This is a genomic window from Selenomonas ruminantium subsp. ruminantium ATCC 12561 (assembly GCF_000424065.1).
Lineage (GTDB): Bacteria > Bacillota > Negativicutes > Selenomonadales > Selenomonadaceae > Selenomonas_A > Selenomonas_A ruminantium.
Genome location: NZ_AUJE01000036.1, coordinates 13,302 through 39,016, shown reverse-complemented (window position 1 = coordinate 39,016; position 25,715 = coordinate 13,302). Strand labels below are relative to the sequence as shown.

General features: G+C 51.0%; 23 protein-coding genes. All 23 read left to right on the top strand.

Annotated features, from left to right (window positions below):
- A partial coding sequence (locus G598_RS19070; protein WP_026767242.1) for an RNA-guided endonuclease TnpB family protein occupies positions 1 to 247 on the top strand: 247 nt, incomplete at its 5' end.
- Positions 248 to 495: 248 nt separating this feature from the next.
- A complete protein-coding gene (locus G598_RS0112445; RefSeq protein WP_026767241.1) occupies positions 496 to 1,374 on the top strand; it encodes a hypothetical protein in 879 nt (292 codons plus the stop codon).
- Positions 1,375 to 1,430: 56 nt separating this feature from the next.
- A complete protein-coding gene (locus G598_RS0112440) occupies positions 1,431 to 2,231 on the top strand; it encodes a hypothetical protein (protein ID WP_026767240.1) in 801 nt (266 codons plus the stop codon).
- A gap of 250 nt (positions 2,232 to 2,481) precedes the next feature.
- Positions 2,482 to 3,045, top strand: a complete 564-nt coding sequence (locus tag G598_RS0112435; RefSeq protein WP_169534992.1) for a PBECR4 domain-containing protein — start codon at positions 2,482 to 2,484, stop codon at positions 3,043 to 3,045.
- Between the two features lie 227 nt (positions 3,046 to 3,272).
- Complete coding sequence (locus G598_RS0112430) at positions 3,273 to 4,241, top strand: alpha/beta hydrolase (RefSeq protein WP_026767238.1); 969 nt, start codon at positions 3,273 to 3,275, stop codon at positions 4,239 to 4,241.
- Positions 4,242 to 4,252: 11 nt separating this feature from the next.
- Complete coding sequence (gene dtd, locus G598_RS0112425; protein WP_026767237.1) at positions 4,253 to 4,696, top strand: D-aminoacyl-tRNA deacylase; 444 nt, start codon at positions 4,253 to 4,255, stop codon at positions 4,694 to 4,696.
- Entirely contained in the window at positions 4,697 to 5,935 is a 1,239-nt protein-coding gene (locus tag G598_RS0112420) for an aminopeptidase (RefSeq protein WP_026767236.1), read from the top strand.
- The gene (locus tag G598_RS0112415; RefSeq protein ID WP_026767235.1) at positions 5,929 to 6,567 is read left to right on the top strand and encodes a hypothetical protein; all 639 of its coding nucleotides are present in this window, start codon (positions 5,929 to 5,931) and stop codon (positions 6,565 to 6,567) included. The genes G598_RS0112420 and G598_RS0112415 overlap by 7 nt, the downstream gene beginning before the upstream one ends.
- Entirely contained in the window at positions 6,564 to 7,463 is a 900-nt protein-coding gene (locus tag G598_RS0112410) for a YitT family protein (RefSeq protein WP_026767234.1), read from the top strand. Before G598_RS0112415 ends, G598_RS0112410 begins: the two co-directional genes overlap by 4 nt.
- A gap of 9 nt (positions 7,464 to 7,472) precedes the next feature.
- Complete coding sequence (locus G598_RS0112405; RefSeq protein ID WP_026767233.1) at positions 7,473 to 8,648, top strand: FAD-dependent oxidoreductase; 1,176 nt, start codon at positions 7,473 to 7,475, stop codon at positions 8,646 to 8,648.
- A gap of 30 nt (positions 8,649 to 8,678) precedes the next feature.
- Positions 8,679 to 9,245 (top strand): peptidylprolyl isomerase, encoded by a 567-nt coding sequence (locus tag G598_RS0112400; RefSeq protein ID WP_026767232.1) that lies wholly within the window; start codon positions 8,679 to 8,681, stop codon positions 9,243 to 9,245.
- Positions 9,235 to 9,501 carry a GIY-YIG nuclease family protein gene (locus tag G598_RS0112395; RefSeq protein WP_026767231.1) on the top strand — a complete coding sequence of 89 codons (267 nt, stop codon included), beginning with the start codon at positions 9,235 to 9,237 and terminating at the stop codon, positions 9,499 to 9,501. The genes G598_RS0112400 and G598_RS0112395 overlap by 11 nt, the downstream gene beginning before the upstream one ends.
- Positions 9,502 to 9,505: 4 nt before the next feature.
- On the top strand, positions 9,506 to 10,354 hold the full coding sequence (locus tag G598_RS0112390) for an undecaprenyl-diphosphate phosphatase (protein WP_026767230.1): 849 nt from the start codon (positions 9,506 to 9,508) through the stop codon (positions 10,352 to 10,354).
- Positions 10,355 to 10,410: 56 nt separating this feature from the next.
- Entirely contained in the window at positions 10,411 to 11,052 is a 642-nt protein-coding gene (gene pth, locus G598_RS0112385) for an aminoacyl-tRNA hydrolase (RefSeq protein ID WP_026767229.1), read from the top strand.
- Positions 11,033 to 12,286 (top strand): radical SAM family protein, encoded by a 1,254-nt coding sequence (locus G598_RS0112380; protein WP_026767228.1) that lies wholly within the window; start codon positions 11,033 to 11,035, stop codon positions 12,284 to 12,286. The genes pth and G598_RS0112380 overlap by 20 nt, the downstream gene beginning before the upstream one ends.
- Before the next feature lie 19 nt (positions 12,287 to 12,305).
- On the top strand, positions 12,306 to 13,460 hold the full coding sequence (gene nagA / locus G598_RS0112375) for an N-acetylglucosamine-6-phosphate deacetylase (protein WP_026767227.1): 1,155 nt from the start codon (positions 12,306 to 12,308) through the stop codon (positions 13,458 to 13,460).
- A 243-nt stretch (positions 13,461 to 13,703) separates the two neighbouring features.
- The gene (locus tag G598_RS0112370; protein WP_037364253.1) at positions 13,704 to 14,918 is read left to right on the top strand and encodes a PAS domain-containing protein; all 1,215 of its coding nucleotides are present in this window, start codon (positions 13,704 to 13,706) and stop codon (positions 14,916 to 14,918) included.
- Positions 14,919 to 15,004: 86 nt separating this feature from the next.
- Positions 15,005 to 15,451, top strand: coding sequence for an Hsp20 family protein (locus tag G598_RS0112365; RefSeq protein ID WP_026767225.1), 447 nt, complete (start codon positions 15,005 to 15,007; stop codon positions 15,449 to 15,451).
- A 184-nt stretch (positions 15,452 to 15,635) separates the two neighbouring features.
- The gene (locus tag G598_RS0112360) at positions 15,636 to 16,421 is read left to right on the top strand and encodes a CheR family methyltransferase (RefSeq protein WP_026767224.1); all 786 of its coding nucleotides are present in this window, start codon (positions 15,636 to 15,638) and stop codon (positions 16,419 to 16,421) included.
- Positions 16,422 to 16,455: 34 nt separating this feature from the next.
- Positions 16,456 to 17,433 (top strand): phenylacetate--CoA ligase family protein, encoded by a 978-nt coding sequence (locus G598_RS0112355; protein ID WP_026767223.1) that lies wholly within the window; start codon positions 16,456 to 16,458, stop codon positions 17,431 to 17,433.
- Between the two features lie 55 nt (positions 17,434 to 17,488).
- Complete coding sequence (gene addB / locus G598_RS0112350) at positions 17,489 to 21,079, top strand: helicase-exonuclease AddAB subunit AddB (RefSeq protein ID WP_026767222.1); 3,591 nt, start codon at positions 17,489 to 17,491, stop codon at positions 21,077 to 21,079.
- Positions 21,045 to 24,905, top strand: a complete 3,861-nt coding sequence (gene addA, locus G598_RS0112345; RefSeq protein ID WP_026767221.1) for a helicase-exonuclease AddAB subunit AddA — start codon at positions 21,045 to 21,047, stop codon at positions 24,903 to 24,905. The genes addB and addA overlap by 35 nt, the downstream gene beginning before the upstream one ends.
- A gap of 12 nt (positions 24,906 to 24,917) precedes the next feature.
- Positions 24,918 to 25,700, top strand: coding sequence for a ZIP family metal transporter (locus tag G598_RS0112340; protein WP_026767220.1), 783 nt, complete (start codon positions 24,918 to 24,920; stop codon positions 25,698 to 25,700).
- Positions 25,701 to 25,715 lie beyond the last annotated feature (15 nt).

Below are 25,715 nucleotides of genomic sequence, written 5' to 3'. Positions count from 1 at the left end.
AAGCTGGTCCGAGTTCTTCCGTCAGCTTGAATACAAGGCAGAATTGCATGGCTCTGAAATCTTGAAGGTAGATACATTCTACCCGTCAAGCCAGACCTGTTCAAAATGCGGATACCAGAACAAAGAAACTAAGAATCTTGGTATCAGGGATTGGACTTGCCCTGCATGTGGTTCACATCATGACCGAGATGCCAATGCAGCAATAAATATACTGCGAAAGGCAATAGAACAAAAACAGGTTGCTTAACATAAATTAGTACCGTGGGACACACGGGAATTTACGCTTGGGGAGAACGTGTAAGTCGAACTGGTTACGGCTAGGCCGCAGTGTTCAGCGAACCAAGAATCCCCTGCCTTTAGGCATTGGGAGTGTCAAACCTGTTACATTCAAAATCCGGGTATCCCCGAATATCACGGCAAATATCGTCACCGCTGGCATTCCAAGACGCATTGGGAAAAGGCGGCAGGTTAAATGGTGCGCAGGAGGATACTAAAATGTATGCATATGAAACGATACAGAAAATACTGCTCCCTGTGCTGCTAATCGGAGCGGCGGCCTGTTTTATCAGCGGTATCGCTGTAGGAGAAACTGCTGTGGCGGCAGCAAACAGTGCCGGTACAGCGGTGCAGAAAGCAGCGGCGGTCAGTGAGCACAGTATTCAGCCTATTGTCGGAACCTGGCGTGAGGCAGGTGCAGCTGATGCGCGAAGTCTTGTCATCTATGCGGATGGCAAGTATGAAATGACCTACAAAGACGGCAGGGCCTTTGGCATGGTTAAGGTAACGGCTGAAGAACATCCGGATGGTTCAACATCCTATTGGTATTCCTTTTTGGAAGGTGGCGGTGTAGTTCTTGAGGATAAGAACACAGCCTCGCCTTGGTATTCGGCGTATACGAGTGCTAATGAACAATGGGCTGCCTTTGCCAAGGACGAAAAGGCTGCAACGCAGACAGACCTTTATTCGGGGCAGGATGGAGCCATGCATTTTGTGCGTTATGCCGAAAATGGCTGCGATAAAAACCGTGTGGGCATTAAGGCAGAAGATTATGTTGGTGTCTGGGGCAGTGGCCGTTGTTCTGCTGTAGTCAGCCGGGAGGGCAATGGTTTCCTGATGGAAATTCAATGGGCAAGCAGTGCCGCTGAAGGCAGCCGTTGGGTTTACCATTGCAGCTATGACAATTTTGCGGCGATACTGTTCAGCAACGGCAATGGCACGCGCATCGATTATGTTTATGCGGAAAATGGTACAAGCAAAGAGAATATGGCCTATAATGACGGTCATGCGCTCTTTGTCCTGCGTGATGGCATCATGCTTTGGCAGGATAAAAAGGAAAACACGGATAATGGTGTAGAGTTTACCAAACTCCCCTGATAAGCAGCATTATGCCTGTGTGAATGATGAAAAGCAATTAGTGGAGGTGCAGGGAATTGATGGTGTTAAAGCGGCTGTATGTTCTGCTTATGGCAGCATGGCTTTGTGCAGGCGTTGTATCCGCTGCACCTTTGCAGGTGTCGGAGCAGCTGGATATTTTGGCGCGGACGGCGAAGGCGGAAAACGGCTGGTTCGTTCAGCCAACGCAGGATAAAGATTGGAACAAGTGGCATTACGCAGTGACCGACTTGAACCATGACGGCAATTTGGAGATTTTGCTGGCGAAGGCAGGCAGCTTTGATGGAACGCAAGAGCTGCGGTGTGAAGAATTAAACGAAGGAAAATGGACACGCCATGGGGGCATTCATTTGGTGGGCGGCTCGCATATGCCGGATATTTTGACCGGTGAGGAATATGGGCAATTCACAGTGTTGTATGATGCGCAGAAAAAGCGTTATATCTATCTTTTTACGGAAACCATCATGCATGGTGAGTTTGAGGCGGTGCATACCCGCTATGCCCTTTGGCTGAACGGCGTATTGCAGGTTGAGGAGCTGGGCTTTTCGACCTGGCAACTGTCCGGTTATGACGGCAGCGTCAAGCAGCATTATTATCTGCCCCGTTGGCGGGCAACCAGCACAGAAGGTGCGCAGAGAATCAGTTCCAAACGCTATGCGCAGTTGGCGAAGGAGCAATTTTCGAACAGCGTAGAGCAGTCAGCACAAATCAAATGGATAAAAGCAGAGGAACTATGGCCGTTGGTAAAAAACAGTAAGCCATACAATCTGCTGGAAGATTCCTTTGCTGTATTTACAAAAAGTACATCGACTGGTGACGGCATTTTACCCCATACATAATCGTTTTTTGGATTGGGATTAAATTATTGACACCAAGCCGGACAAATGTTACTATGATTGTAAGATAACGTTTGACGTATCTTCACCGTTGATTCTGGAGGCTTGGTCAGGGAAGTGTCCAGTGGAGGTCTTTGTGTATGGTTTGCATTGAGCCAAAGCCTGTCTAGGCGAAAGCCGAAAGAAAAATGCCGGATTTCCATCGCCTGAGGCGCTGATGCCTTGGGCGATTTTTGTGTGTAAGGTGATAAATGTGGATGTATTGAGGGAGGCGCTTGATGCCTATCAATCGTTGTGTCATAAGGACTTTCATTTGAAAATAGGCAGTGCCCATCAGGAGTTGCTGGACATTTCTTTTTTCTTTCTGCCGGAACATTTTCTGCACTTGGCAGGTATCGGAAAATTGGCGGATTTAGCAGATATTCACAATGCAAAATCAAAAAGTAATTTATATCGGCGATTGCTTATGGGGGAGATTGACTACAATTACCTGCAATCAAGTGTATTTTTCCCTGAGATAGACCGTCGGCTGAATGACTTGGCCTATCTGCCCCAACTATTGGCGGCGTTAAAAGGCGGCAAGGTAATCATCAAGTTCAATTCCCAGTTAGCAGGTACGAGGATAATCGCCGATTTTCTGCTCTATCAAAAGGAACAGGAGACCATCTATCATCTGTTCTTGAAGGGGAGGCAGCAAGGAAAGTATGTTCCTGTGTCATTCTTTTCCCGAAATACACCGAAATTTTTAATTCGGCAGACCAAGTTGAAAATATTGGATATGTACGTGGTGGATAAAAGAGTAAATATGCATATTTAAGCTACCATAATCATGGCAAAGGTTTCGCCATCTGGTGCGGTCTATCGGACGAAGATAGAGACAGAATCGTTGCGGCGGCAGAAAAAGCTAACGACAGTAGCAAGGCTTGACCGGTCAAGTCTTTTATGAATGGGAAAATGTACCTCATTAAGGGATAGCAAAAATTCCATATCGGTGTTAAAATGTAATCATCTTTGTTTTTAGGCAGGCAGTAGAAAGGTGATTACATGCACAAGATGTTTTTATCCTGTCTCCTGACAGCTGTCCTTACGGCGGCGGCTGTGGCTGCGGCCTTTATCATGGGGACAGGATATTTTGTTGGCAATTATGCGGTGCACTTTGGCTTGGAGCGGGGGACGGTGGATAATCCGCAGGAACCGCCGCGGGCGTTTGCTTTGCTCATGCCGCCGGAGGCGCGCCATTATGATAAGCCGGATTATACGAATGAGGAATGGACGCTGACTTCGCGGGACAATCTGGTGTTAAAGGCTACGCATTTTTATCCCGATGAGGATAACGGTGCGAAAAAATGGGTAATCGTAGCGCATGGCTACGGGGGTACGCAGGAAAATTCCTATTATATAGCAACCCACTATCTGCGGATGGGCTATCATGTGCTGACCCCTGACCTGCGCGCTGCAGGCAAGAGTGAGGGCCGCTATCTGACCATGGGCTATCGGGAGAGCGTGGATATGGTGGACTGGGCCAAGCGGATTGCCCTTTACTATCCGCAGGCCAAGATTATCCTGCATGGTGTGTCCATGGGGGCGGCCACGGTTATGATGGCCTGTGATGATGAGGATTTGCCGAAGAATGTAGCGGCTTGCGTGGAAGAAAGCGGCTACACCAGCGCCTTTGATTTGCTTGTGCATCAGATACATGAGTCGTTGGGCCTGCCGCCCTTCCCGGCCATGAATCTTTTGGACTGGCGTTGTCAGCAGGTGGCTGGCTTCAGCCTCAATCAAGCGGTGCCGGAGGTTGCGGTGATGCATTCAAAAGTGCCTATCTTGTTCATTCATGGCACGAGGGATGCGTTAGTCCCGCCTTCCATGGCCGAGCAGCTTTACCGGGATGCGAAAGCTCCGGACAAGAGTCTGCTCTTAATCCATGATGCGGTACATGGCGTGGCCTGTCAGAAAGACGAGAAATTGTATTTTAAGACGGTGCAGGAGTTTACAGCGCCGTATATGCAGTAAGGAGTGGAATTGTGCGGGCAGTGGTAACGCGGGTAAAATCCGCCAGTGTAGAAATTGAAGGAAAAGTGAACGGCGCGATTGAGCAGGGCTTTTTGGTGCTCTTGGGCGTAGGGCCGGAAGATAATGCCGAATCAGCACAGAAATTGGCGGAGAAGATTTATAATGTCCGGGTGTTCTCCGATGAGGCCGGCAAGATGAACTTAAACCTCGAACAGGTGGGCGGCTCCATGCTGGTGATTTCCCAGTTTACGCTCTATGCGGATTTGAAGAAGCGCCGTCCCGGTTTCAGCCATGCGGCGCCGCCGGCTATGGCCAATGAACTCTATGAAGTCTTTATGCAGGACTTGCGGGATTTGGGCGTGACGGTGGAGCATGGTGAATTCGGTGCGGATATGCAGGTGGAATCGGTGAACGATGGCCCTGTGACCTTATGTTTCGATACGGAGGCGTTGTAAGTGGATCAGTTGTTAAAGCAATATGCCCAGCTCGTGGTCAGCGTGGGCGTAAATATTCAAAAAGACCAGATTCTGGTCATCAATTCCCCGATTGAATGTGCGGATTTTGCCCGCAAAATCAGTGAGGAAGCCTTCAAGGCCGGTGCTCATGATGTGGTTATCAGCTGGGGGGATGAACTCTCTGCCCATATCCGCTACGAGCATGGCAAGAAGGAACTCTTTACCGAGTTCCCCGAATGGCGGGTGAAATTCTATCAGGGTTATGCGGAGCAGGGCGCGGCGTTTGTGTCCATTGCAGCCCGCGACCCGCAGATTTTCAGCGATATTGAGCCGGAAAAATTAAAATTGGCCAATCAGGCGGCTGGCGCAGCGCTCTTAGAGTACCGTGAACGTCTTATGAGCAACAAGAATACCTGGTGCGTGGTGTCTGTGCCGACTAAGGGCTGGGCGACGAAGGTATTCCCCGAAGATACAGCCGAAAAAGCGGTGGAAAAACTTTGGCAGGCCATTTTTAAGACCGTGCGTATTGGTGAAGGTATCGACACGGTAGCTGAGTGGCGCAAGCATATCGACTTCCTGCAGCAAGCGGCGAAGTTCCTCAACGAGCAGAAGTTCGTCAAGCTTCATTATCAGAATGCCAGCGGTACCGATTTGGAAATCGAACTGCCGGAAGGCCATATTTGGGCCGGCGGCGCGGAAAAGTCGGAGTTGGGGACGGAGTTTGCCGCCAATATGCCGACGGAGGAAGTTTACAGCATGCCCAAGCGTGATGGTGTAAATGGTACGGTTGTGGCTTCCAAGCCGTTAAACTACAACGGCAATCTGATTGAAAACTTCAAGCTGGTTTTCAAGGACGGCAAAGTGGTCGATTATACGGCAGAAAAAGGTGCGGAAATCCTCAAAGGTCTGTTGGAAACGGACGAAGGGGCAAGTTACTTAGGCGAAGTGGCATTGGTTCCCTTTGATTCGCCGATTTCCCAGAGCGGCATTTTGTTCTACAACACGCTGTTTGATGAAAATGCCTCCTGCCATCTGGCACTGGGCAAGGCCTATCCGACTTGCATTGAAGGTGGCGAGAATATGGACAGCGTGACGCTGTTGCGGCATGGTGTCAACGATTCGCTGGTGCATGAGGACTTTATGATTGGCACCCGGGATTTGGAAATCGTGGGGACAACTGCCGATGGCCGGGAGATTAAGATTTTTGAACAGGGCAATTTCGGGAGGAACTTATGGTAAAGAAAATGAGTTGCGGGCTTTCCTTGACTTTGCTGTTCCTTTGTTTGTGGAGCACAATCTGCTTGGCGGCGGGCAAAGTCGTGGACGAGGATTTTTCCTGCAAGGGGGTAATGCTTGGCGACAGCGAAAGCATTTTGCGGGCGAAGTGGGGCGAGCCACTCTATGACAAAATCGTCATCAAGCAGGGAGTCAAGGTCAAAACCTATGTTTACAAAGACCGCAGTGAGGCCAGTATTGCTGTGCGCACCGGCGAAGTGGTGGATTTCACCGTGGATATGGAGAAATATACCGCCCGCGATAATGTGCGCAAAGGAGCCACGAAATTCTGGCTCGAAAAAGTTTATGGCAAAACGAACAAACAGTTTATCGAGGGGGAATACTACCTGATTTATACCCGGGAAAATCACCCTCATCAGAAGCTGCTCTTAAAGGTCGACGGTGATGATGGTCATTTGCTCAATTTACAGATAAGCAGTCTGCCCATTGACGAGGCAGAGCGGGCTGCTATGGCTGAAGCGGGCGACCCCATATTGTTAGAGCATGACCGTGATGATGACAATGGTTTTGCCGGGATTGATATGTCCAATATGCCGCAGGACAAAGAGGTACACTTGGAGGGCTGGGGCAGATGATACAGCTGAAACTGCTGGAACACCGTCTGCTGCGCTATGCAGGAATTACGCTGGGTTGTATGATTGCCAGCTGCTCCATCAATCTTTTTTTGGTGCCTTCACATCTGTTGACGGGCGGTGCCACGGGCATTGCCATGATTGTCTATTACCTCACGCATCTGCCCATTGGTGCGCAGACCTTTGCCTATAATATTCCGCTGTTGATGGCAGCTTGGCGGCTGCTCGGCAAGGGCTATACCTGTGATGTGGTCATCGGCACGGCGATATTTTCCTTCTGTCTGGATTTCACCAAGCCGCTTAATGCCTATGCGCCGGTCAATGATTACATGCTGGCGGCCATTTTTGGCGGCGTGTTCAATGGCATCGGCTACGGCATTGTGTTCCGCATGAACGGCAGTACTGGCGGCTTCGATATCGTGGGCGCTATTGCCAAGAAATTTTATTCCTTTAATATGGGCGGCGTGATTTTCGGCTTTAACTGTCTGGTCATGCTGGCGGCGGCGTTTATGTTCGGCGTGGCACCGGCGATGTTTACGCTTATCTGCATGTTTATGAATGCCATGGTAACGGATAAGGTTATCGCAGGCTTCAACAGCCGTAAGGCGCTGCTTATCGTGTCCAATCAGGCCGAGGCCATTGCTGAGGGCATTATGGAAGTGGGTCGCGGCGTAACATTCCTACATGGGCAGGGCGCGTTTACGCGCCGGGAACGCAATGTCGTGTTCGTGGTTGTGACCTTAACGCAGGTGGCCAAGATGAAGATGATTATCAACGCCATCGACCCCGATGCCTTTGTGATTATCATGTCGGCCAGTGAGGTTATGGGGCATGGATTCAGTTCACCTGGTGTAAAAAATGGGACAGTGATTCACCGTTACGGGAATAACAGCAGATAGGAGAAGTTTATGCAAGAAACGGATATATTAGTGGTGGGAGCCGGAGCAGCTGGGGCATCTTTAGGATATTTGCTAAAACAGGCGGGCAAGGATGTGCTGTTGCTGGAAATGCTGGATGCAAAAAAGAAGAATAAGCTGTGTGCAGGGATAATAGAGCACAGGGCCGAGCAGGCATTTATGGATATTTTCGGAAAAACGCTGGATGAGGCGGGATTGGCGACTATGCCCATGGAAAAAATGCTGGTTCGTCATGATGCTTATGAAATGAGCCATACCATGCCGAAGAATAATCAGTCTGCACAGGGGAAAACGCAAGATTTAGCAAGGGCAGATGAAAAAACGCAAGGATTTGCTGCAAATTTGCGTAACTACCTGAAAAAAGGTGGTAAAATAGCCGCTAAAATGGCTGTGAAAAAAGCTGCTGGCTATGAGCCGGGGGTGGTTTCTTATAAGGCTTTGCCACGCAAGCGCTTCGATGATTATGTGTTGAACAGCTATTTGGAAGCGGGAGGTCGGCTGCTGGATCATACCACGGTACGTTCTATTGATAAAGAACGGCAGGTGGCGCGCTGCGTAAATTTGGTTACCAAGAAGACTTTTGAAATCAAGTATAATACTTTAGTCGGTGCAGATGGTGCAACATCGATTGTACGTCGTTTGCTTACTGGCAAGCGGCAAAGCACGACATTGGCTTTGGAAGCACCAGTGCCCCTTACGCTGAGGGAAACGGTAATTTATTTGCGCCCGGTTGACCATGGTTATTTTTGGTATATTCCCCGCGGAAAAGATGCTACTGTTGGCTGCGTCTATCATAAATTGGGATGCAGGGACAGTGAAATCAGGAAGCACTTTGCGGCATGCTGTGCGGATATGGGAATAAAAATGGAGAACAAAATACGTGGTGCCCTGATTCCCGATGGCAGTGATGTGCTGCTGCAGCCGGCAGAACATTGTTTTTTGATTGGCGAAGCTGCGGGCTTGTCGGATAATTTTACCGGTGGTGGTATCCACTATGCGCTGTTATCGGCAAAGGCATTAGCGGATGCTTTGCAGGGAAAAAAGACTTATGATGAGGCGATGAAGCCCCAACTGGACGCCGTGCATAAGAATTGCAGCAATGCGAATATCTACTTTGCCGCCGGTGGCAAGGTGGTGGAATTTCTAGGGAAGAAAAAGACCAACTAATGGTTGCAATAGAGAGGGGAATTTTGTACAATGAAAAAGATATTGATTATGATGCTGGTGCTTATGACGGCTCTTTCAGCGGGCTGCATCGCCGGCGGCAAGGATAATGGAGGCAAAAAAGTGGCTAATCGCATTGCAGTATTTGAAACCAACAAAGGTACGTTTGAAATCGAACTTTTCGAAGACAAGACGCCGATTACGACGAAAAACTTTATCGACCTGACGGAAAAGGGCTTTTACAACGGTGTAATCTTCCATCGCGTGATTGACGGCTTTATGATTCAGGGCGGCGACCCCGAAGGCACGGGTATGGGCGGCCCAGGCTACACCATTGAAGATGAGTTCTTAGATGACCTGCGCTTTGATGGCGAAGGCATCCTGGCTATGGCCAACACGGGGATGCCCCACACGGGCGGCAGCCAGTTCTTCATCACGCTGGACAAGACGCCCTGGCTCAACGGCAAGCACACCATCTTTGGCAAGGTAATTAAGGGCATGGATGTTGTCCGCACCATTGGCCACAGCGAAACGGATTTTCGTGACCGTCCGCTCGAAAACGTCGTGATGGAAAAAGTTACCATTAAAGATGCCGAATAAAGACGAGAACTACACTTATATTTTAGAGTGCAGTGACGGTAGTTTTTATACAGGCTGGACAAATGACCTCGTAAAGCGGGTCAGGACGCACAATGCCGGCCGGGGCGGGAAATACACCCGCACCCGCCTGCCTGTGCGTCTTGTCTATTTTGAAACCTTTGCCGATAAGCGGGAGGCGCAGAGCCGTGAATGGCATATCAAGCAGCTTACCCATAAACAAAAACGGATGTTAATCGAGAGTAACGAGAGGAAGTAATACGGTGGATTTAAGCATAGTGGAACTGCTGAAAGTAGTAGTTCTCGGTATCGTAGAAGGGTTGACGGAATGGCTGCCGGTATCGAGTACTGGTCATATGATTCTGGTGGACGAATTTATCAAGCTGGATGTCAGCAAGGATTTCATGGATATGTTCCTGGTGGTTATCCAGTTGGGCGCAATTCTCGCCGTTGTGGCGCTGAATTTTGAAAAGCTCAATCCCTGGTCGGATTGGAAGACGAAGAAGGAAAAGCGGGATACGGTGAGCTTGTGGATGAAGGTTATCGTGGCCTGCGTTCCCGCAGCCGTGATTGGCCTGATGTTCAACAAGTACATGGAAGAACATTTCATGACGGCGCCGGTGGTGGCCACGACGCTTATCTTCTACGGTCTGCTCTTTATCTGGATTGAGAACTACAACAAGCACCGCCGTCCGCGGATTAACGACTTGGCGAACTTGGATTACCGTACGGCTTTCATTATCGGCCTGTTCCAGGTACTTTCCCTGGTGCCGGGTACCAGTCGTTCTGGTGCGACCATTATCGGTGGTATTCTCTTTGGTACCAGTCGTATCGTGGCTGCGGAATTTACGTTCTTCCTGGCTATTCCGGTCATGTTCGGCGCGAGCCTCCTCAAGATGGTCAAGTTCGGCCTGCATTACACAGGGGCGGAAATCGTCATCATGGTGGTGGGCATGGTTACGGCCTTTATCGTTTCCATTCTGTCCATCAAGTTCCTCTTGAGCTATATCAAGACCAATGACTTCAAGGCCTTTGGCTGGTATCGTATCGTACTGGGCATTATCGTAATCGCCTATCTGTTCTTAGTGGGCGACCCGACAGCGGATAAATAATGAAAAGAAAGCCTTCCCCGTTGGGGAAGGCTTATTCACTCAGAAAGGAAATGGATATGAAAATAATTGCAGGCCTGGGCAATCCCGGCAGCGAATATGCCGCGACTAAGCATAATGTCGGCTTTATGCTGGTGGATGCACTGGCAGATAAATTGGGCATTGACAATTGGCAGGATAAATTCGATGCCAAAGTCGCGCAGGGCTTTTTGGGCACGGAAAAGATTCTGCTCGTCAAGCCCCTGACTTATATGAACGAAAGCGGGCGGGCAATCGGGCCGCTGATGAATTTTTACAAGCTGGAGACGGAGGACTTAATCGTTGTCCATGACGATATGGATATTCCGGCCGGTACCGTGCGCATCCGCAAAAAGGGCAGTGCGGGTGGACATAACGGCATTAAATCCGTACTGGCACATTTGGGGGATGAACACTTTGCACGCGTGCGGATTGGCATTGGCCGTCCCCTGCCGGGCTGGACGGTGGTCAATCATGTGCTGGCACCGTTTACGGACGAAGATAAGCCGAAAATCAAAGAGGCGATAAACTATCTGTTGCCGGCTGTTGAGTGCATCGTAAAAGATGATGTGGATATGGCGATGAATAAGTATAATCCCAAGAAGCAGAAGAAAAAGAAGGCTGTTGAAGCAGCTGCAGAAACGCAGGAAGGAGGCACAGAAAATGTCGCAGAAAACAAATGAAATGATTACAGCTGTCTATGCCGATGAGGATGGCAATATCTTAGATGCTCCGGGCATGCAGGGCATGGGCCGTACAGGGCGGGAGAATATCCTGCTCAAACCGGAGGATTTGATTCCCCTGCCGGAAAGTGCGGATTTAATGCTTCTGCCCGACCATCTGGCTGTGGGCATGGCCAGTGACGGCGAGGTTATGCCCATCAGCGGGCTGGCTGTGGCTGCGATTCTGCCGGCCGGTTATACTCGTCTTTATATGCCGGCTTATGAACGTGCGGAAGAAGCGGAACGCCTGCCTCTTTATGGCTATACAGCGGTGGTGGTCTACAAGGACGAGCTTTACTGTGCCGCTGTTTATACGGACGAAAACGAAAAATGGGACCCCGTGCATTACAATACCAAGGACCTCAAAAATCTCGTCAAGCGCACGAAGAAGGATTTGCCGGGCAACCGCATTGTGGAGCAGGTCGCAGGCTGCTCGCTTAAATGGCACTGCTGCACGGCGCAGAACCTGTTCTACCGTCGCTGGGAATGCGGTATTCCGACTTCGCCGGTCTGCAATGCCAACTGTTTTGGCTGTATTTCCCTGCAGCCCGCAGAGTGCTGTCCGTCGCCGCAGCAGCGCATTGACTTCCGTCCAACGCCGGAGGAAATTGCCGAAGTCGGCGTGTACCATCTGCAGGTGGCCCCCGATGGCATCATCAGTTTCGGTCAAGGCTGTGAAGGGGAGCCGAGTCTGGCGGCGGATAATATCGCCGCAGGCATTAAGCTGATTCGCCAGCAGACCGATAAGGGGCAGATTAACATGAATTCCAATGTGGGCTGGACGGAAGGCGTCAAGAAGATTGTCGATGCCGGTTTGGACTCTTTGCGCGTGTCGATTATCAGCGCTCGCGAGGAGGGGTATGATGCCTATTACCGCGCCAGCTATCATCTGGAAAACGTCAAGGAATCCATTCGCTATGCCTTGGACAAGGGCGTTTATGTGTCCTTGAACCTCTTGTATTTCCCCGGTTTCAATGACCGCGAGGAAGAGCTGGCGGCTTGGCAGGAATTTTTCCGCGAACTGCCGGTGCAGATGATTCAGGTGCGCAACCTCAATATCGACCCCGATGCGTTCCTCGACATCATGCCGGAACCGCAGGGCAAGGCTGTTGGCACGCGGAAGTTTATCGAAACCCTCCATGCCGAATTCCCGCAGCTCGTTATCGGCAGTTTCAGCCATTATGTGGAAGACTAAGAAAAGAGGCGTTGGCTTGATGTTAGCAATCAAAAACGGCAGATTTATCGTACCCGATGAAAACGGTGATTTCGTTTTCCGCACAGAAGGCGTACTGCTCTGCGATGGTGAACGGATAAAGGGCTTTGCAGAGGAAAAAGATATTCCTGCGGATGCTGAAGTTTTGGATGCGCAGGGCAATTATGTGGCACCGGGCTTTTTGAATGTCCATATTCATGGCTGTGCGGGCTCGGATACCATGGATGCGGATATAGATGCGTTGGAGCGTATGGCAAAACTGCAGGCGCAGACCGGCGTAACGGGCTTTCTGCCCACGACCATGACCTGTAAGTGGCATGAGGTGGAAGAAGCCCTGCTGGCGGTAAAAGAAACGATGCAGTGTCCGCTGGCTGGCGCCCGGATTTTGGGGGCACATATGGAAGGTCCTTTTATCAGTCCGCAAAAGAAAGGGGCACAGGCGGAAGAAAATATCCGCAAGGCCGATTATAAGCTGGTAAAGCCCTGGGCAGATGTGGTGAAAATCATCACCTTGGCGCCGGAAGAGCTTACGGATTATACCTTTGTCGATGAATGCCATGCGGCCGGGATTACGGTGTCCATCGGCCATACGGCGGCGGATTACGAGGAAACGCTGCAAGCGGTAAAAGAGCATGGAATTCATCATTTCACCCATGTCTATAATGCTATGACGGGCTTTAGCCATCGCAGCCCCGGCGTTGTGGGAGCGGCTTTTGATACCGATGCCAATTGCGAAATCATTGCCGATAATGTGCATAGCCATCCCGCGGCACAGCGGCTCTTATACCATGCCAAGGGTGGGAAGAACATCGTGCTGATTACCGACAGCCTGCGCGCCTGTGGCTTGGGCGATGGCCCCTCCGAATTGGGCGGGCAGGAAGTCTTTGTTAAAGGGGAACTGGCTACGCTTAAAGACGGCACCATTGCTGGCAGTGTGGCGACGATGAACCGCTGCGTTAAGATTTTCTGGGAAAATACGGGAGCGGAGCTGCCGCAGATTATTGAGATGGTGACGAAGACACCGGCGCAGGAGTTGGCGCTGTATGAGGATATGGGTTCGCTGGAAAGTGGGAAGCGGGCGGATATCGTTATCTTTGATGAAGAAGTGCGAATCCACAAGACCGTTATTGGCGGCAAGGTTTATTACCACGATTGAGTTCGTGGCAAAAGGCGCGGCAGGCGAGGACTAGCTGTCATCCGCTGCGGCGCGGAACTAAAAATATTTTTTATCTTTAATTTAAGGGCTGGAAAAGTCAAAACTCGCTGTGCTCAGACAGTTGACTTTTCCAGCCCCTTTTTGTGGGATAATTTTGTAACGGTTGTAACAGACGTTGTGTTGTTGAAGGGGTATAATTATGGGCAGAGAATAAGATGGCTTGGTGATGAAGGAGTTATTCGGATGAAGACGATAGATTTTAGCTTGATGGTAGCGGAGCTGGTGAAAGCGGAACCGTTGGTGGCGGAGATTTTGAGCGGGTTGGGGCTGGGAAAGCTGATAAGCCCTGAGGCGTTGCAGGTTATGGGCAATATTATGACCATTCCGCGGGCGGCGGCTATGCAGGGCGTGGCTATGGAGGCTGTCATTGCCGCTTTTAGGAAACGGGGATTTTCGGTAGTTAATGGAGAGACGGCAGGCAGCACGGCTCCCTGTTCTGTGACCGGTCATTTTGACCGGTCAGATTCCTTGCCGGAAGGGCATCCGATTGAGCTGATGCGAGCGGAGAATGCAGGCATGGAAAAGGTGCTGGATATTCTGCAGGCGGAGTGTGCAGGCAGTGGAGCTCCAAACTCATATGTGGTTATTCAGGCATTGCAGGTGCTTAACGGTGTACGCGCCCATTACGCCAAGAAGGAAGAACTGCTGATGGCGCAGCTCTATAAATATGGTGTAACGGGGCCGTCACAGGTCATGTGGAATGAGGATGATGAAATCAAAAAGGAAATCGGTACGCTTACGCGGGCTGTTACGGAGGACGCAGACAATGTGCTGATTTACAAGGGGCGTATAGCGGCTGTGGCGAAAAAGGCGCGGGAGATGGTGTACAAGGAAGAACAGATTTTATTCCCGCTATGCTTGCGCTTTTTCACGGAAGAGGAGTGGCTGCGGATATATCGCGATTTCCCGGAAATGGGCATGGCTTTTGTTGAAAAGCCGGCCAGATGGGAGGCTGGCGAACGCTGGGCGGCAGCGGAACTGGCCAAGGTTACGGAACAGGAGATTTTAGCGGGAAAAATCCAGCTGCCCACGGGCGAATTGACGGTCAAGCAGCTAAGCGCTATCTTGGCGCTGTTGCCCTTAGACTTGACCTTTATCGATGCGGAGGAAAAGCTGCGGTTCTTCATCAACGAAGGCCGGGTGTTCCCGCGTCCGTTGGCTGCGTTAGGGCGTGATGTGGCCGAATGCCATCCGCCGCATATTGTGCCGGTGGTCAGAAATCTTGTGGCGGATTTCAAGGCGAAAAAGCGCACATCCTTGGAGGTGGCGCGTTACATCATGGGCAAGCCGATTCTCGTGAAGTATATGGCGGTCTATGATGAAGCTGGTGAGTATATGGGTACCTTAGAAGCGGTGCAGGATTGCAGTCCTATTCTGGAAAAGTTTGCCCACAGATAAATCTGGTAACCTCTTGCAATTTTCAGAATATTATAGTACAATATGACATATCAAAACAAGCAATGTATATGCTAGGAGGGGTATTTATGTTTAGAGCAGTACCATTTCATCTGAAAGAAAACGCAGAACGGGGCTACGATGTTTTGGAGAAGGTTTTAAGCTATGCGGCGGAACAGTCCCTGAATCCTCTGGGAAAAGTCAGCGGCGCCCTGTCCTCCTTCAAGGTGGATGTGATTGAGACCGATACGGCCTATGAGCTGTTTGCAGAACTTCCAGGTTTCTATAAAGAGCAGATTACCGTGTCCTACGATGATGACAATTATCTGCGCATCAAGGCTCAGCGGGCAGAGGCTGTGGACGCCAGCATCAGGTATCTGTGCAGGGAACGCAAGAGCGGTGATTTTGAACGCACGTTCTACATCGACATGATTGACAAGAAGTCTGTCAATGTGGCTTTTGAGAACGGTATTCTGCATATCGTGCTGCCCAAGCAGAAGGAAGAGGAGGGCCGTACGGTCTTCGATATCGACTAAAAGTGAAAAGCCTGTTGGAGAAAAAGTGCCAACAGGCTCTGTTTATGATAAAATACAAATGAGCATAAAATATTTTATCTGTCTTAGAGGAAATGGCAGGATTTTGTGGATGGAAGGGGAATTAATATAGAGTATAAAATGTTACCGCTATAAATAGCCAGAGGAGAGTTGGGAGGGACTAATTATGATGGATGAAAAGGATTGGGCGGAGTTTAAGAGAAAGTTGAAGGCCAAGACGGAAATTGACCTTGACCTATATAAAGAACCGCAGATGAAACGCCGTATTGGTAATCTTGTGACCAGGGCCAGCATGAATTCCTATGTGGAGTATTTTGATAATGCGGCTAAGGATAAAGACGATTTTGCGGCTTTTATCGAATATCTGACCATCAACGTGTCGGAATTTTTCCGTACGCCGGAGAAGTTCGGCAAGCTCGAGACGGATGTTATTCCTGATTTGCTGAAGCGTTCGCCAAAGCTCAATATTTGGAGTGCAGGCTGCTCCATTGGTGCAGAGCCGTATTCGCTGGCCATTATCATGAAGGAAATGACGCCGAATACCCGCCATCGCATTTTGGCTTCGGACCTGGATATTGAAATTCTGGCCAAGGCTAAAAGAGGTGTTTATACGCAGGACGAAATCAAGGCCATGAAGCCTGAGCGTCTGGCCAAATACTTTAAGCCTGAGGGTGAGAAGTATGCAGTCAGTCAGGATATTAAAAACTGCATTGAGTTCAAGCGTCATAATTTGCTCAAAGACCCCTTTGAAAGTGGGTTTGACCTGATTCTGTGCCGTAATGTAGTTATTTATTTCACGGAAGAAGCCAAAGACCAGCTTTATGCGAATTTCTTTAAGGCACTCAAGCCCGGTGGCATTCTCTTTGTAGGCGCTACGGAGGCTATTTTGAACTTCCGTAAATTAGGTTACACCAGTTTCCAGCCATTCTTCTATCAAAAGCCATTAACTTAAGCCAGTAAACCACGATAAGGGTCGGTGTTAAATCATGTACGCGAATCAACAGATAGAACAACTGGATAGGGAAAGCATGCAGGCCTTGCAGCTTGAACGCTTGCAAAAACAGCTGAAATGGGTGGAGGAAAAGAGCCTCTACTATCAGCAGAAGTTTGCCAAGGCAGGCGTGTCGGCAAAGGATGTACAAAGCCTTGAGGATATCCGGAGGCTTCCTTTCCTGACCTCTAATGAGCTCTTTCAGGTTGATTCGTTAGACCTTCTTACACTGCCGTTGTCGGCGATATTGCGATTTAGCGTAGTGCAGCAGGAAAACGGTGAAGTGACGAAGTTCTACACCAATGGTGATGTGGCGAAGAATGTGGAAATGATGACCCGCTGTCTGGTGGCTACGGGAATCAATCAGACTTCGGTAGTGGCTATACAGGGGGATATGGCGGACAGCCGCCTAATGGACATTCAATATGCTCTGGAAATGCTCGGGGCAACAGTGGTGAACATGGGGACGGATTACCGGCAATGGCTGCGTTTCATGGACCTTATCAGCATGGATACGATTGTGAGTACGCCGCAGCTTATCATGCAGCTGATTATTCAGTTGCAGGCTACCGGCAAAAACATCGCCGATTATCCTTTGAACCGGGTTATCTGTATGAATCCGCAGGGGCTGACCAATGCTATGCAGCGTCATATTGCGGACAGGACCCATGCTACGGTCTACAATCTGTATGAACCGGCAGAACTGGGTACAGCCAGTATGCTCTATCAATGTGAAGCGCATAAGGGCTATCATATCCAGGAGGATTATTATTATCCTGAAATTGTGGCTTTCCATAGTGACCAGGTGGTGACGGAGCCGCATCAGATGGGTGAGCTGGTGGTAACAACCTTGATGGCAGAGGCCATGCCGCTGATTCGTTACCGGACAGGACAGGCGGTCATGCTCGAAACGGACGTCTGTGATTGCGGGCGTACATTGTACCGGGTGACCACACCATTTACCTTTATGTAAAATATGTTAAACGGCCTCCCTGTTTAGGGAGGCTTTTCTAGTTGAGGAATACAGTATGACAGCAAAGCTTGATTTTATCATTGGCCGTTCGGGGACAGGCAAGACCCATGCCTGCCTGTCGGCCATGCAGCAGGAAATGACTGAGCGCCCCTTAGGGAAAGCACTTATCCTGCTTTTGCCGGAACATATGACCTATAAGACAGAACGGGAATTAGCCACGATGATGGACTCTACCGGGCAGGGCTTTTTCCGTGCCTATGTCTTTGGTTTTCGCCGTTTTGCCCGGCAGATTCTTATGGAGACTGGCGGGGATTTGCCCCGCATCAGCGATGTGGGACGCCGCCTGCTATTGCAAAAGCTGCTCTTAAAACATCAAAAGGATACGGATTTGACGGTCTTTGCGCGGGCGGCTCGGCAGCGGGGCTTTACGGAAACCTTGTCCGATGCCATCAAGGAGATAAAAAGCTATCGGCTCACGACGGACAAACTGCGACAGGCAGCGGAGATGGTTGGGGCTGGTCAGGAACGGCTCTCCGGCAAGGTACGGGAACTCAGCACCTTGGCTGATGAATTTGCTGAGGCCATGGCAGGGCGCAAAAGCGATGCCGAAGATTTGATGCATATTTTGGCAGAGAAAATCCCGCAGGCGCAGCTTATGCAGGGGGCTGAAGTCTGGATTGACGGCTTTGTATTCTTTAATCCACAGGAAATGCATGTGCTGGCGGCAATTCTGGCAACGGCTGCCAAAGTGCACATCACCCTGCCGATGATGGGGGAACAGCTGCCTAACGAGCAGGTGAATTTTCAGCTGACGGAAAATACGCTGGAAACGGGACTGTTTAACCGTCCCTATCGCACGATGGAAAATATCTGCCGGTTAATGCAGGAATTGGAGCCGTATGGGCAGGTTTTTTGGCAGCCTGTCACTTTGCTTACGCATAATCGTCGTGCACAAAATCCTGCGCTTGGCTGGCTGGAAGAAAAACTGTTTGGACAGGTGGAAGCTGCCAAGTTTGCGCCGGAAAATCTGCAGCTGGTGGAAGCGGCCAATCGCCGTATCGAGTTGGAGACGGCAGCCGCCGATATTTTGCGGCTCGTGCGGGAGCGCAATTACCGCTATCGGGAAATCGGTGTGCTTATCCGCAATGCCGAAGATTATGATGGGATTTTGCCGCTGGTCTTTCAGGATTACGGCATTCCCTTCTTCCAGGACGGCAAGCGGCAGAGTATTCATCATCCGCTGGCGGAACTCTTGCGTTCCGCGTTGGAAGTGGTGCAGAAGGGCTGGAATTATGAAAACATCTTCCGTTGCCTGCGCACGGGCTTTTTTCCCTTGGTACGGGATGATGTGGACAAGCTGGAAAATTATGTGCTGGAATTTGGCCTGCGGGGACGCAAGCGCTGGCTGCAGGTGGAGGATTGGAACTGGCACCGCCGCTATTCCCTAGACGGAGAAGCGGAAGAAGCCGATGAAGAAACCAAACAGCGGCTTTTGCTGATTGACGGTTTGCGGCGGCAGGCTGTAGAGGCCTTGCAGGTTTTTGACCAGTCAATCCGGCAGGCCGGGAATGTGACCGAACAGGTGACGGCCCTGTATGATTTCCTGATTGCTTTGGAAGTACCTGCCCACTTAGCCAAGTGGCAGGAAGTGGCGGAAGGTGAAGGCCGGATGGCTGATGCCGCCGAACATCGGCAGATTTGGGATGACATCATGGAATTTTTTGACCAGCTGGTGGAAATCAGCGGAGCAGAAAAGATGAGCCTGAGCGATTTTGCTGCCGTATTGGGCGATGGGCTCGATGCTGTGACCCTTTCGTTGATTCCGCCCAGCCTGGATTATGTCACGGTGTCTTCCCTTGACCAGAACAGTCTGGCGGGCACGCGGGCCATTTATATTTTGGGGGCCAATGCGGGCGCTATGCCGCGCCGTATCGGGGAACAGGGCATGTTTACCGACGCCGACCGACTGCATTTAGCAGATGCCTTTGCCAAAATGCCGGCAGAAAATGGGGAGCGTCCGGTGATTTCCCGTGGCGGTCAGGAACGCAGCTTTGGTGAGCGCTTCCTGCTTTATCGCGGTTTTAATGAAGCGCGGGAATATCTGTGGATTTCCTATGCGCTGGCCGATGCCGAGGGCAATGGTCTGCAGCCGGCAGGATTAGTGGCACGGCTGCAAAAATGTTTCCCCAAGTTAACGTTCCTGTCCATTCCCTTGGAGACTTTGGGCCGCCATGATATGTTGCAGCTAGCGGCACCGACACCGGCAGTGTCCGGTTTGGCCAGTGCCCTGCGCGGCCAGCGGGATGAGCGAAAAATGGACGAGTTCTGGCGGGATGTCTACAATTGGGCGCTGGCACAGCCCAAAATGCAGCGCCCCTTGCAGCTCGCTCTGTCTGGTCTGTCGCCGAAGGCCAAGGTGGAGAACATTCCCAAGGAACTGGCACAGGCCATCTATCTGCGCGGGAAATTCTTGCGGGGCAGTGTCACGCAGTTTGAAAGTTTCCGCCGCTGTCCCTTTGCCCATTTTGCCAGCTATGGCCTGAAACTTACGGAACGGCGTACTTATGAATTCCGTCATATGGACTTAGGCCAGCTTTTGCATGAAGTTATCCGCGAGTATGGTGAAATGGTGAGCCGGGATTATAACCGCCGCTGGCAGGATGTGCCGGAGGAAATGCGCGGGCAGATTTGCCATGATTTGGTGGAGGAGATTGCGCCTCGCCTGCAAAGTGAAATTTTGCTTAGTCGTCCGGACTACCGTCATTACAAGCGGCGCATGGAGGCAACGGCCCTGCAGGCGGTAAACCATCTTTCCGCCTGGGCCGCTATGTCGGAATTTCAGCCCGCCTACTTTGAAGAAGGCTTCGGCCATGCCGCTGACCGCGTGCAGCTCACCCCGCTGCCCTTGGGCAATGGCTTTTCCCTGTCGCTTAAAGGGCAGATTGACCGGCTGGACGTTCATCAGGAAAATCCTTATTTTCTCGTCTTGGACTATAAGACTGGACAGGCAGCGATTAATCTCTTTGAGGTCTATTACGGCTTGAAGTTGCAGCTGCTGGTCTATGTGCTGGTGGGACAGGAACTGCTCAAACAACAGGACAAGGAACGGCTGCCGGCGGGGATTTTATATGCTTTGCTTCATAATCCCACCATAGCTACGGATAAGCGGCTGACGGCAGAAGAAATGGCCGATGCCATCCGCAAAAAACTCACTATGCCCGGCTGGGTGCTGGCAGATATGGAGGTTATCCGCAGCATTGATGCCAATTTGGAGCACATCAAACCGCAGACGAAAAAAGATGGGGAACTGACCAGCGACACGTTAAAGGGCCATTATATCCGCACACAGCAGGAGTTTGAACTCATGCTCGGTTATGTGGATTATATGTTGAAGGACACCGGCCGGGCCATCCTGGACGGGGATATTCGGATAAATCCCTGCCGTTACGATAAAAATGCGGAACGGACGGCCTGCAACTACTGTAATTATCGGGTAATCTGCGGTTTTGACCCGGAGATTGAGGGTTTTTCCTATCATGAGGTGGGAAATTTTGATGAAGAAGAAATGGAACGCCGCATGGCAGAAAAGATTGGAAGAGAGGATTTAGCCGATGCAATACACCAAGGACCAACAGAAAGCCATTGAGGAACGTGGCCGCAACATTCTGGTGGCGGCAGCCGCAGGTTCCGGCAAGACGCGCGTGCTGGTGGAGCGCATTATCCGCCAGCTTATTGAAGGGGAACTCGATGTTGATGCGCTGCTCGTGGTAACGTTCACCAATGCGGCAGCGGCAGAGATGCGGGAGCGTATTGAAGCGGCGCTGGAAAAAGAAATAGCGGCAGCAAGCAAGCATGACATCATTGCCCGGCTGGAACGCCAAAGGGTTCTGCTCACCGGCGCGGATATCTGCACCTTCCATTCCTTTTGTCAGCGGCTTATCCGCCAGCATATTGAAGCGATTGACGTGGACCCCAAATTCCGTCTGGCCAGTGAACAGGAACTTGTTTTATTGAAGAGTGATACCTTGGAAACCATGCTGGAGGAAAAATACGAGCGCCCCTTAGAGGCGGATAAACTGCCTGCTTGGGAGGAATTTATCTCCTTTATGGACGACTATGGTGATGAAAAAGGCGATGAGGAAGTTAAACAGGCGATTCTACGGCTGCATAGCTTTGCCCAAAGCCAGCCTTTTCCGGAAAAATGGCTGGAAAGCCAGCAGTCAGGTACGGGACAGACCATTGCCGATTCGCCCTGGCTGACAGCGGCGGTGCCGGAAATGCGGGCCGGGCTGCTGGCGGTTATCAGTCAGTATGAGGAATGCGCGGGAATGGCCTTGGGGAGTGACCCTGCCTTAAAAGCGGCCTGGGTTCCCTATGGAGAGCTTATTCAGCAGGATTTAGCCGGTCTTGATGCCATTCGCGAGGCCTTTAATGTGCTGGAGTCAAATCCTGACGGCGAAAAATGGAATGAACTTGTCCGGCAGGTGAGCAAATTTTCCTGGCTGGCCATGCGGGGCAAAGTTTATGGCGATTTGAAAAATCTGTATCCCGATGTGCGGAAACAGTTTGATGAACGCCGCGATGCTGTAAAGAAAGCGCTGAAAAAATTTGCCGATACTTACCTCAATCAGCAGGCCGAACAGATTGAGGAAGATATTGCACTCAACCATAAGACTGCAGCAATCTATGCAGGTTTGGCGCTCGACTTCGGCAGGGCGTTGCAGGCGGCGAAGAAAGAGCGCAATATTTTGGATTTCAACGATTTGGAACATTTTGCGCTGGCGATACTTTGTGCGGATAATGAAGGAGAGGTTATGCCAACGCCGATAGCCCTTGCCCTGCGGGAAAAATATAAATCCATCATGGTCGATGAGTATCAGGATACCAATGGCGTACAGGAGGCCATCCTCAATCTGATTGCTCAGGAAAACAACCGCTTTACCGTGGGCGATGTGAAGCAGAGCATTTATCGCTTCCGTTTGGCCGACCCGTATCTCTTTCAGGCAAAATACGAAAGCTTCCCCGAAGAACCGGGGGCAGAGGACAAAAATCTGCTGATTACCATGAAACAGAATTTCCGCAGCCGCAGTGAGGTGCTGGCGCCGATTAACTTTGTCTTTGACCAGATTATGACCAAAGGCGCGGCAGAAATAGAGTATGATGACCGCAGTAAGCTTTATCCCGGCGCAAATTATCCGGCCCATGAACATACTTTTGCGGGCGCCGATGGGGCGCTGGAATTGGATTTGATTCAGCAGGAAGAACAGGAAAAGGAAGATAAGTCGGCGACCGAGGAGGATGGCGAAGACCTGTCCGGCTTCAAGCTCGAAGCGGCCTATATTGCCCGCCGGATTGGCCGTCTTATAGAGCGGGGCTATATGGTTCTGGACAAGGACAGCAATACTTATCGTTCATTGGCTTATCGCGATATTGCTGTACTTATGCGCGCGGTGAGCGGCAAGGCCAATATCCTGCTGGAAGCCCTGCGGAAAAACAGCGTTCCGGCTTATGCCGATGTAGATGGCGGTTATTTTGAAGCGCCGGAAGTGCGCCTGATATTGGCGCTGCTAACCGTGATTGACAACGTGCGGCAGGATATTCCCTTGGCGGCTGTGCTGGCTTCGCCGATTGGCGGCTTTTCCATGACGGATTTGACGAAAATCCGCTTGGCTTCGGCAACAGGTGATTTGTATGACGGTCTGCTGGCCAGCTTTTCGCTGGACAGCAAACTGCCCAAGAAGCTGGCTGCCCGTACGGCAGCTTTTCAGGAAGAACTGGCCCGCTGGCGTGAGTTTGCCGTCAGTCATAGCGTGCCGGAGCTCATCTGGCTGTTATACCGCGAAACCGGCTATTATGACTATGTGGGCGGCCTGAAAGGCGGTCTCTTGCGGCAGGCGAATCTGCGCATGCTCGCCGACCGCGCCGCAGAATTTGAACGGAGCAATTACCGCGGGCTGTTCCGTTTCCTGCGCTTTATTGAAAATTTGCAGAAACGGGATACCGATTTGGCGGTTGCCCGTACATTGGGCGCCAGTGAAAATGTCGTGCGGATTATGAGCATTCATCGCAGTAAAGGTTTGGAATTCCCCGTGGTGATTGTGGCCGATATGGCCAAAAAATTCAATTTGCGTGACGCGCAGGGAACGTTCCTGCTGCACAAGGAACTCGGCATTGGCGTGCGCCTTGCCCAGCGCTCTAATACGGGGAGGCAAATCTATAAATCCCTGCCCTGGCAATCGGTGGCGGCGAAAATCCGTGCTGAATCCAAGGCCGAGGAAATGCGCATCCTCTATGTGGCCATGACGCGCGCCAGAGAAAAACTCATTCTGACTGGTGTACTGCCGGCTAAGAATACGGAGAAAAAGGCCAAAGGCTATTGCCGTTATGTGGAACGTGACGAAGCACAACTGCCGGATTTTGCCATTGCCAAGGCAGACAGCTATCTCGACTGGGTAGCCGCCGCGTTGTGCCGTCATAGTGCAGCGGTGCCGTTATGGGAATTGGCCGGGATAAGTGCCGCCGGCGGGCTAGAAAAGCAGCTGGAACCTGAAGCGCAGGTCAAGATTAACCTCTGTCCGGCGGCAGATGTGACCGATGGCACAGAGAAAAAACGCGAGCAGGACGCTTTACTGCAAGCGGCAGCCACCCTGTCGCCGATGCCCTCATCACCGAATAAAGAGGCAGTGGAGGCTATGTTGGGCTGGCAGTATGCAGATAGAGGCCTTGCCCATGTTCCGGCCAAACTTACCGTAACGGAAATCAAGCGGCGTTTTGCCGAAAGTCATGCCTGGGATGAAGAAGTGCCAAACGCCCGGCAGTTAATCGTGATGAATGAAGATGAGGAACTGGAAGCAGTTCCGGCAGAAGAACCGGCAGCAACTGATACGGCTAAAGTCGATGAGGCCGATTGGCCGCGCCCGCGCTTTATGCAGGAACAGGCGAAAACGCTCTCGGCAATGGAACGCGGTACCATCATGCATACGGTTATGCAGCGGCTTGACTTTGCCGGCGATATCAGCTTTCAGGGAATCAAAAAGCAGGTAGCCAATATGGAAGCCAAGGGCATTTTGCCGGAAGGTGCAGGCAAAGTGGTCTATATCAAAGGCATACAGGGATTCTTCACATCGGAAATCGGCAGATTGGTGCAGAGTGCCCCCTATGTCTATCGGGAACTGCCCTTCAGCCGGATGCTGAAGGCCAAGGACTTTTATCCCGAAGTGCAGGAAGAAACGGAACTGGTCTTCACGCAGGGCGTTATTGACCTGTTGGCGGAAACGGCTGATGGCAAGCTTATCCTTATTGACTATAAAACCGACAAACTGACCGACCCTGACCGCATCCGGCGTCGGTATCAGATTCAGCTGGATATGTATAAAAATGCTGTGGAAGCAATATTGGGGCGCAAGGTGGATAAAACCTATCTCTACCTGTTGCAGAATGGCAGTTTTGTTCCTATGGATAAGGTCGATTAAGGAGGAGTTTACTTGTCAGTCGAAGTATTGCAAGGGCTGTTGATTCCCTTTTTGGGAACTACATTTGGTGCCGCCTGTGTTTACATACTGAAAAAAGAATTGAAAACAGGCGTGCAAAAGGGACTGACCGGCTTTGCTGCCGGCGTTATGGTGGCCGCGTCCGTCTGGAGCCTGTTGATTCCTGCGATGGAAGGCAGTGCGGCTATGGGCAAGCTGGCCTTTTTGCCCGCGGTTATTGGCTTTTGGGCAGGAACGCTTTTCCTGCTGGCCCTTGACCATATCATTCCGCATCTGCATATGGATGCGCAGGAGGCAGAGGGGATAAAATGCAAACTGCCCAAAAACATCATGCTGTTGCTGGCGGTAACGCTCCACAATATCCCTGAAGGAATGGCGGTAGGTGTAGTCTTTGCCGGCTGGCTGGCGGGCAATGCCGATATCACGCTGAGCGGTGCCTTGGCGCTGTCCATCGGCATCGCCATACAGAACTTTCCTGAAGGGGCGATTATCTCCCTGCCCCTGCGGGCGGAAGGAATGAGTAAGCATAAGGCGTTTGTCAGTGGTATGCTTTCAGGCATAGTCGAACCTATCGGCGCCCTGCTGACCATCGCCGCCGCCAGCCTTGTCCTGCCCATTCTGCCCTATCTTTTGGCGTTTGCCGCCGGAGCCATGATTTATGTGGTGGTGGAAGAACTGATTCCCGAAATGTCCGCAGGCGAACACAGTAATATCGGTGTTGTTACTTTTGCTATAGGGTTCACCTTGATGATGACCTTGGATGTGGCACTGGGGTGAAAGAAGGGAAGTAAC

Bases quoted from the DNA above. Each gene is read 5' to 3' on its own strand.
- G598_RS0112445 (WP_026767241.1), top strand. From the start codon at position 496: ATGTATGCATATGAAACGATACAGAAAATACTGCTCCCTGTGCTGCTA.
- G598_RS0112430 (WP_026767238.1), top strand. From the start codon at position 3,273: ATGCACAAGATGTTTTTATCCTGTCTCCTGACAGCTGTCCTTACGGCG.
- G598_RS0112415 (WP_026767235.1), top strand. From the start codon at position 5,929: ATGGTAAAGAAAATGAGTTGCGGGCTTTCCTTGACTTTGCTGTTCCTT.
- G598_RS0112410 (WP_026767234.1), top strand. From the start codon at position 6,564: ATGATACAGCTGAAACTGCTGGAACACCGTCTGCTGCGCTATGCAGGA.
- G598_RS0112405 (WP_026767233.1), top strand. From the start codon at position 7,473: ATGCAAGAAACGGATATATTAGTGGTGGGAGCCGGAGCAGCTGGGGCA.
- G598_RS0112400 (WP_026767232.1), top strand. From the start codon at position 8,679: ATGAAAAAGATATTGATTATGATGCTGGTGCTTATGACGGCTCTTTCA.
- G598_RS0112395 (WP_026767231.1), top strand. From the start codon at position 9,235: ATGCCGAATAAAGACGAGAACTACACTTATATTTTAGAGTGCAGTGAC.
- pth (WP_026767229.1), top strand. From the start codon at position 10,411: ATGAAAATAATTGCAGGCCTGGGCAATCCCGGCAGCGAATATGCCGCG.
- G598_RS0112380 (WP_026767228.1), top strand. From the start codon at position 11,033: ATGTCGCAGAAAACAAATGAAATGATTACAGCTGTCTATGCCGATGAG.
- nagA (WP_026767227.1), top strand. From the start codon at position 12,306: ATGTTAGCAATCAAAAACGGCAGATTTATCGTACCCGATGAAAACGGT.
- G598_RS0112370 (WP_037364253.1), top strand. From the start codon at position 13,704: ATGAAGACGATAGATTTTAGCTTGATGGTAGCGGAGCTGGTGAAAGCG.
- G598_RS0112365 (WP_026767225.1), top strand. From the start codon at position 15,005: ATGTTTAGAGCAGTACCATTTCATCTGAAAGAAAACGCAGAACGGGGC.
- G598_RS0112360 (WP_026767224.1), top strand. From the start codon at position 15,636: ATGATGGATGAAAAGGATTGGGCGGAGTTTAAGAGAAAGTTGAAGGCC.
- G598_RS0112355 (WP_026767223.1), top strand. From the start codon at position 16,456: ATGTACGCGAATCAACAGATAGAACAACTGGATAGGGAAAGCATGCAG.
- addB (WP_026767222.1), top strand. From the start codon at position 17,489: ATGACAGCAAAGCTTGATTTTATCATTGGCCGTTCGGGGACAGGCAAG.
- addA (WP_026767221.1), top strand. From the start codon at position 21,045: ATGCAATACACCAAGGACCAACAGAAAGCCATTGAGGAACGTGGCCGC.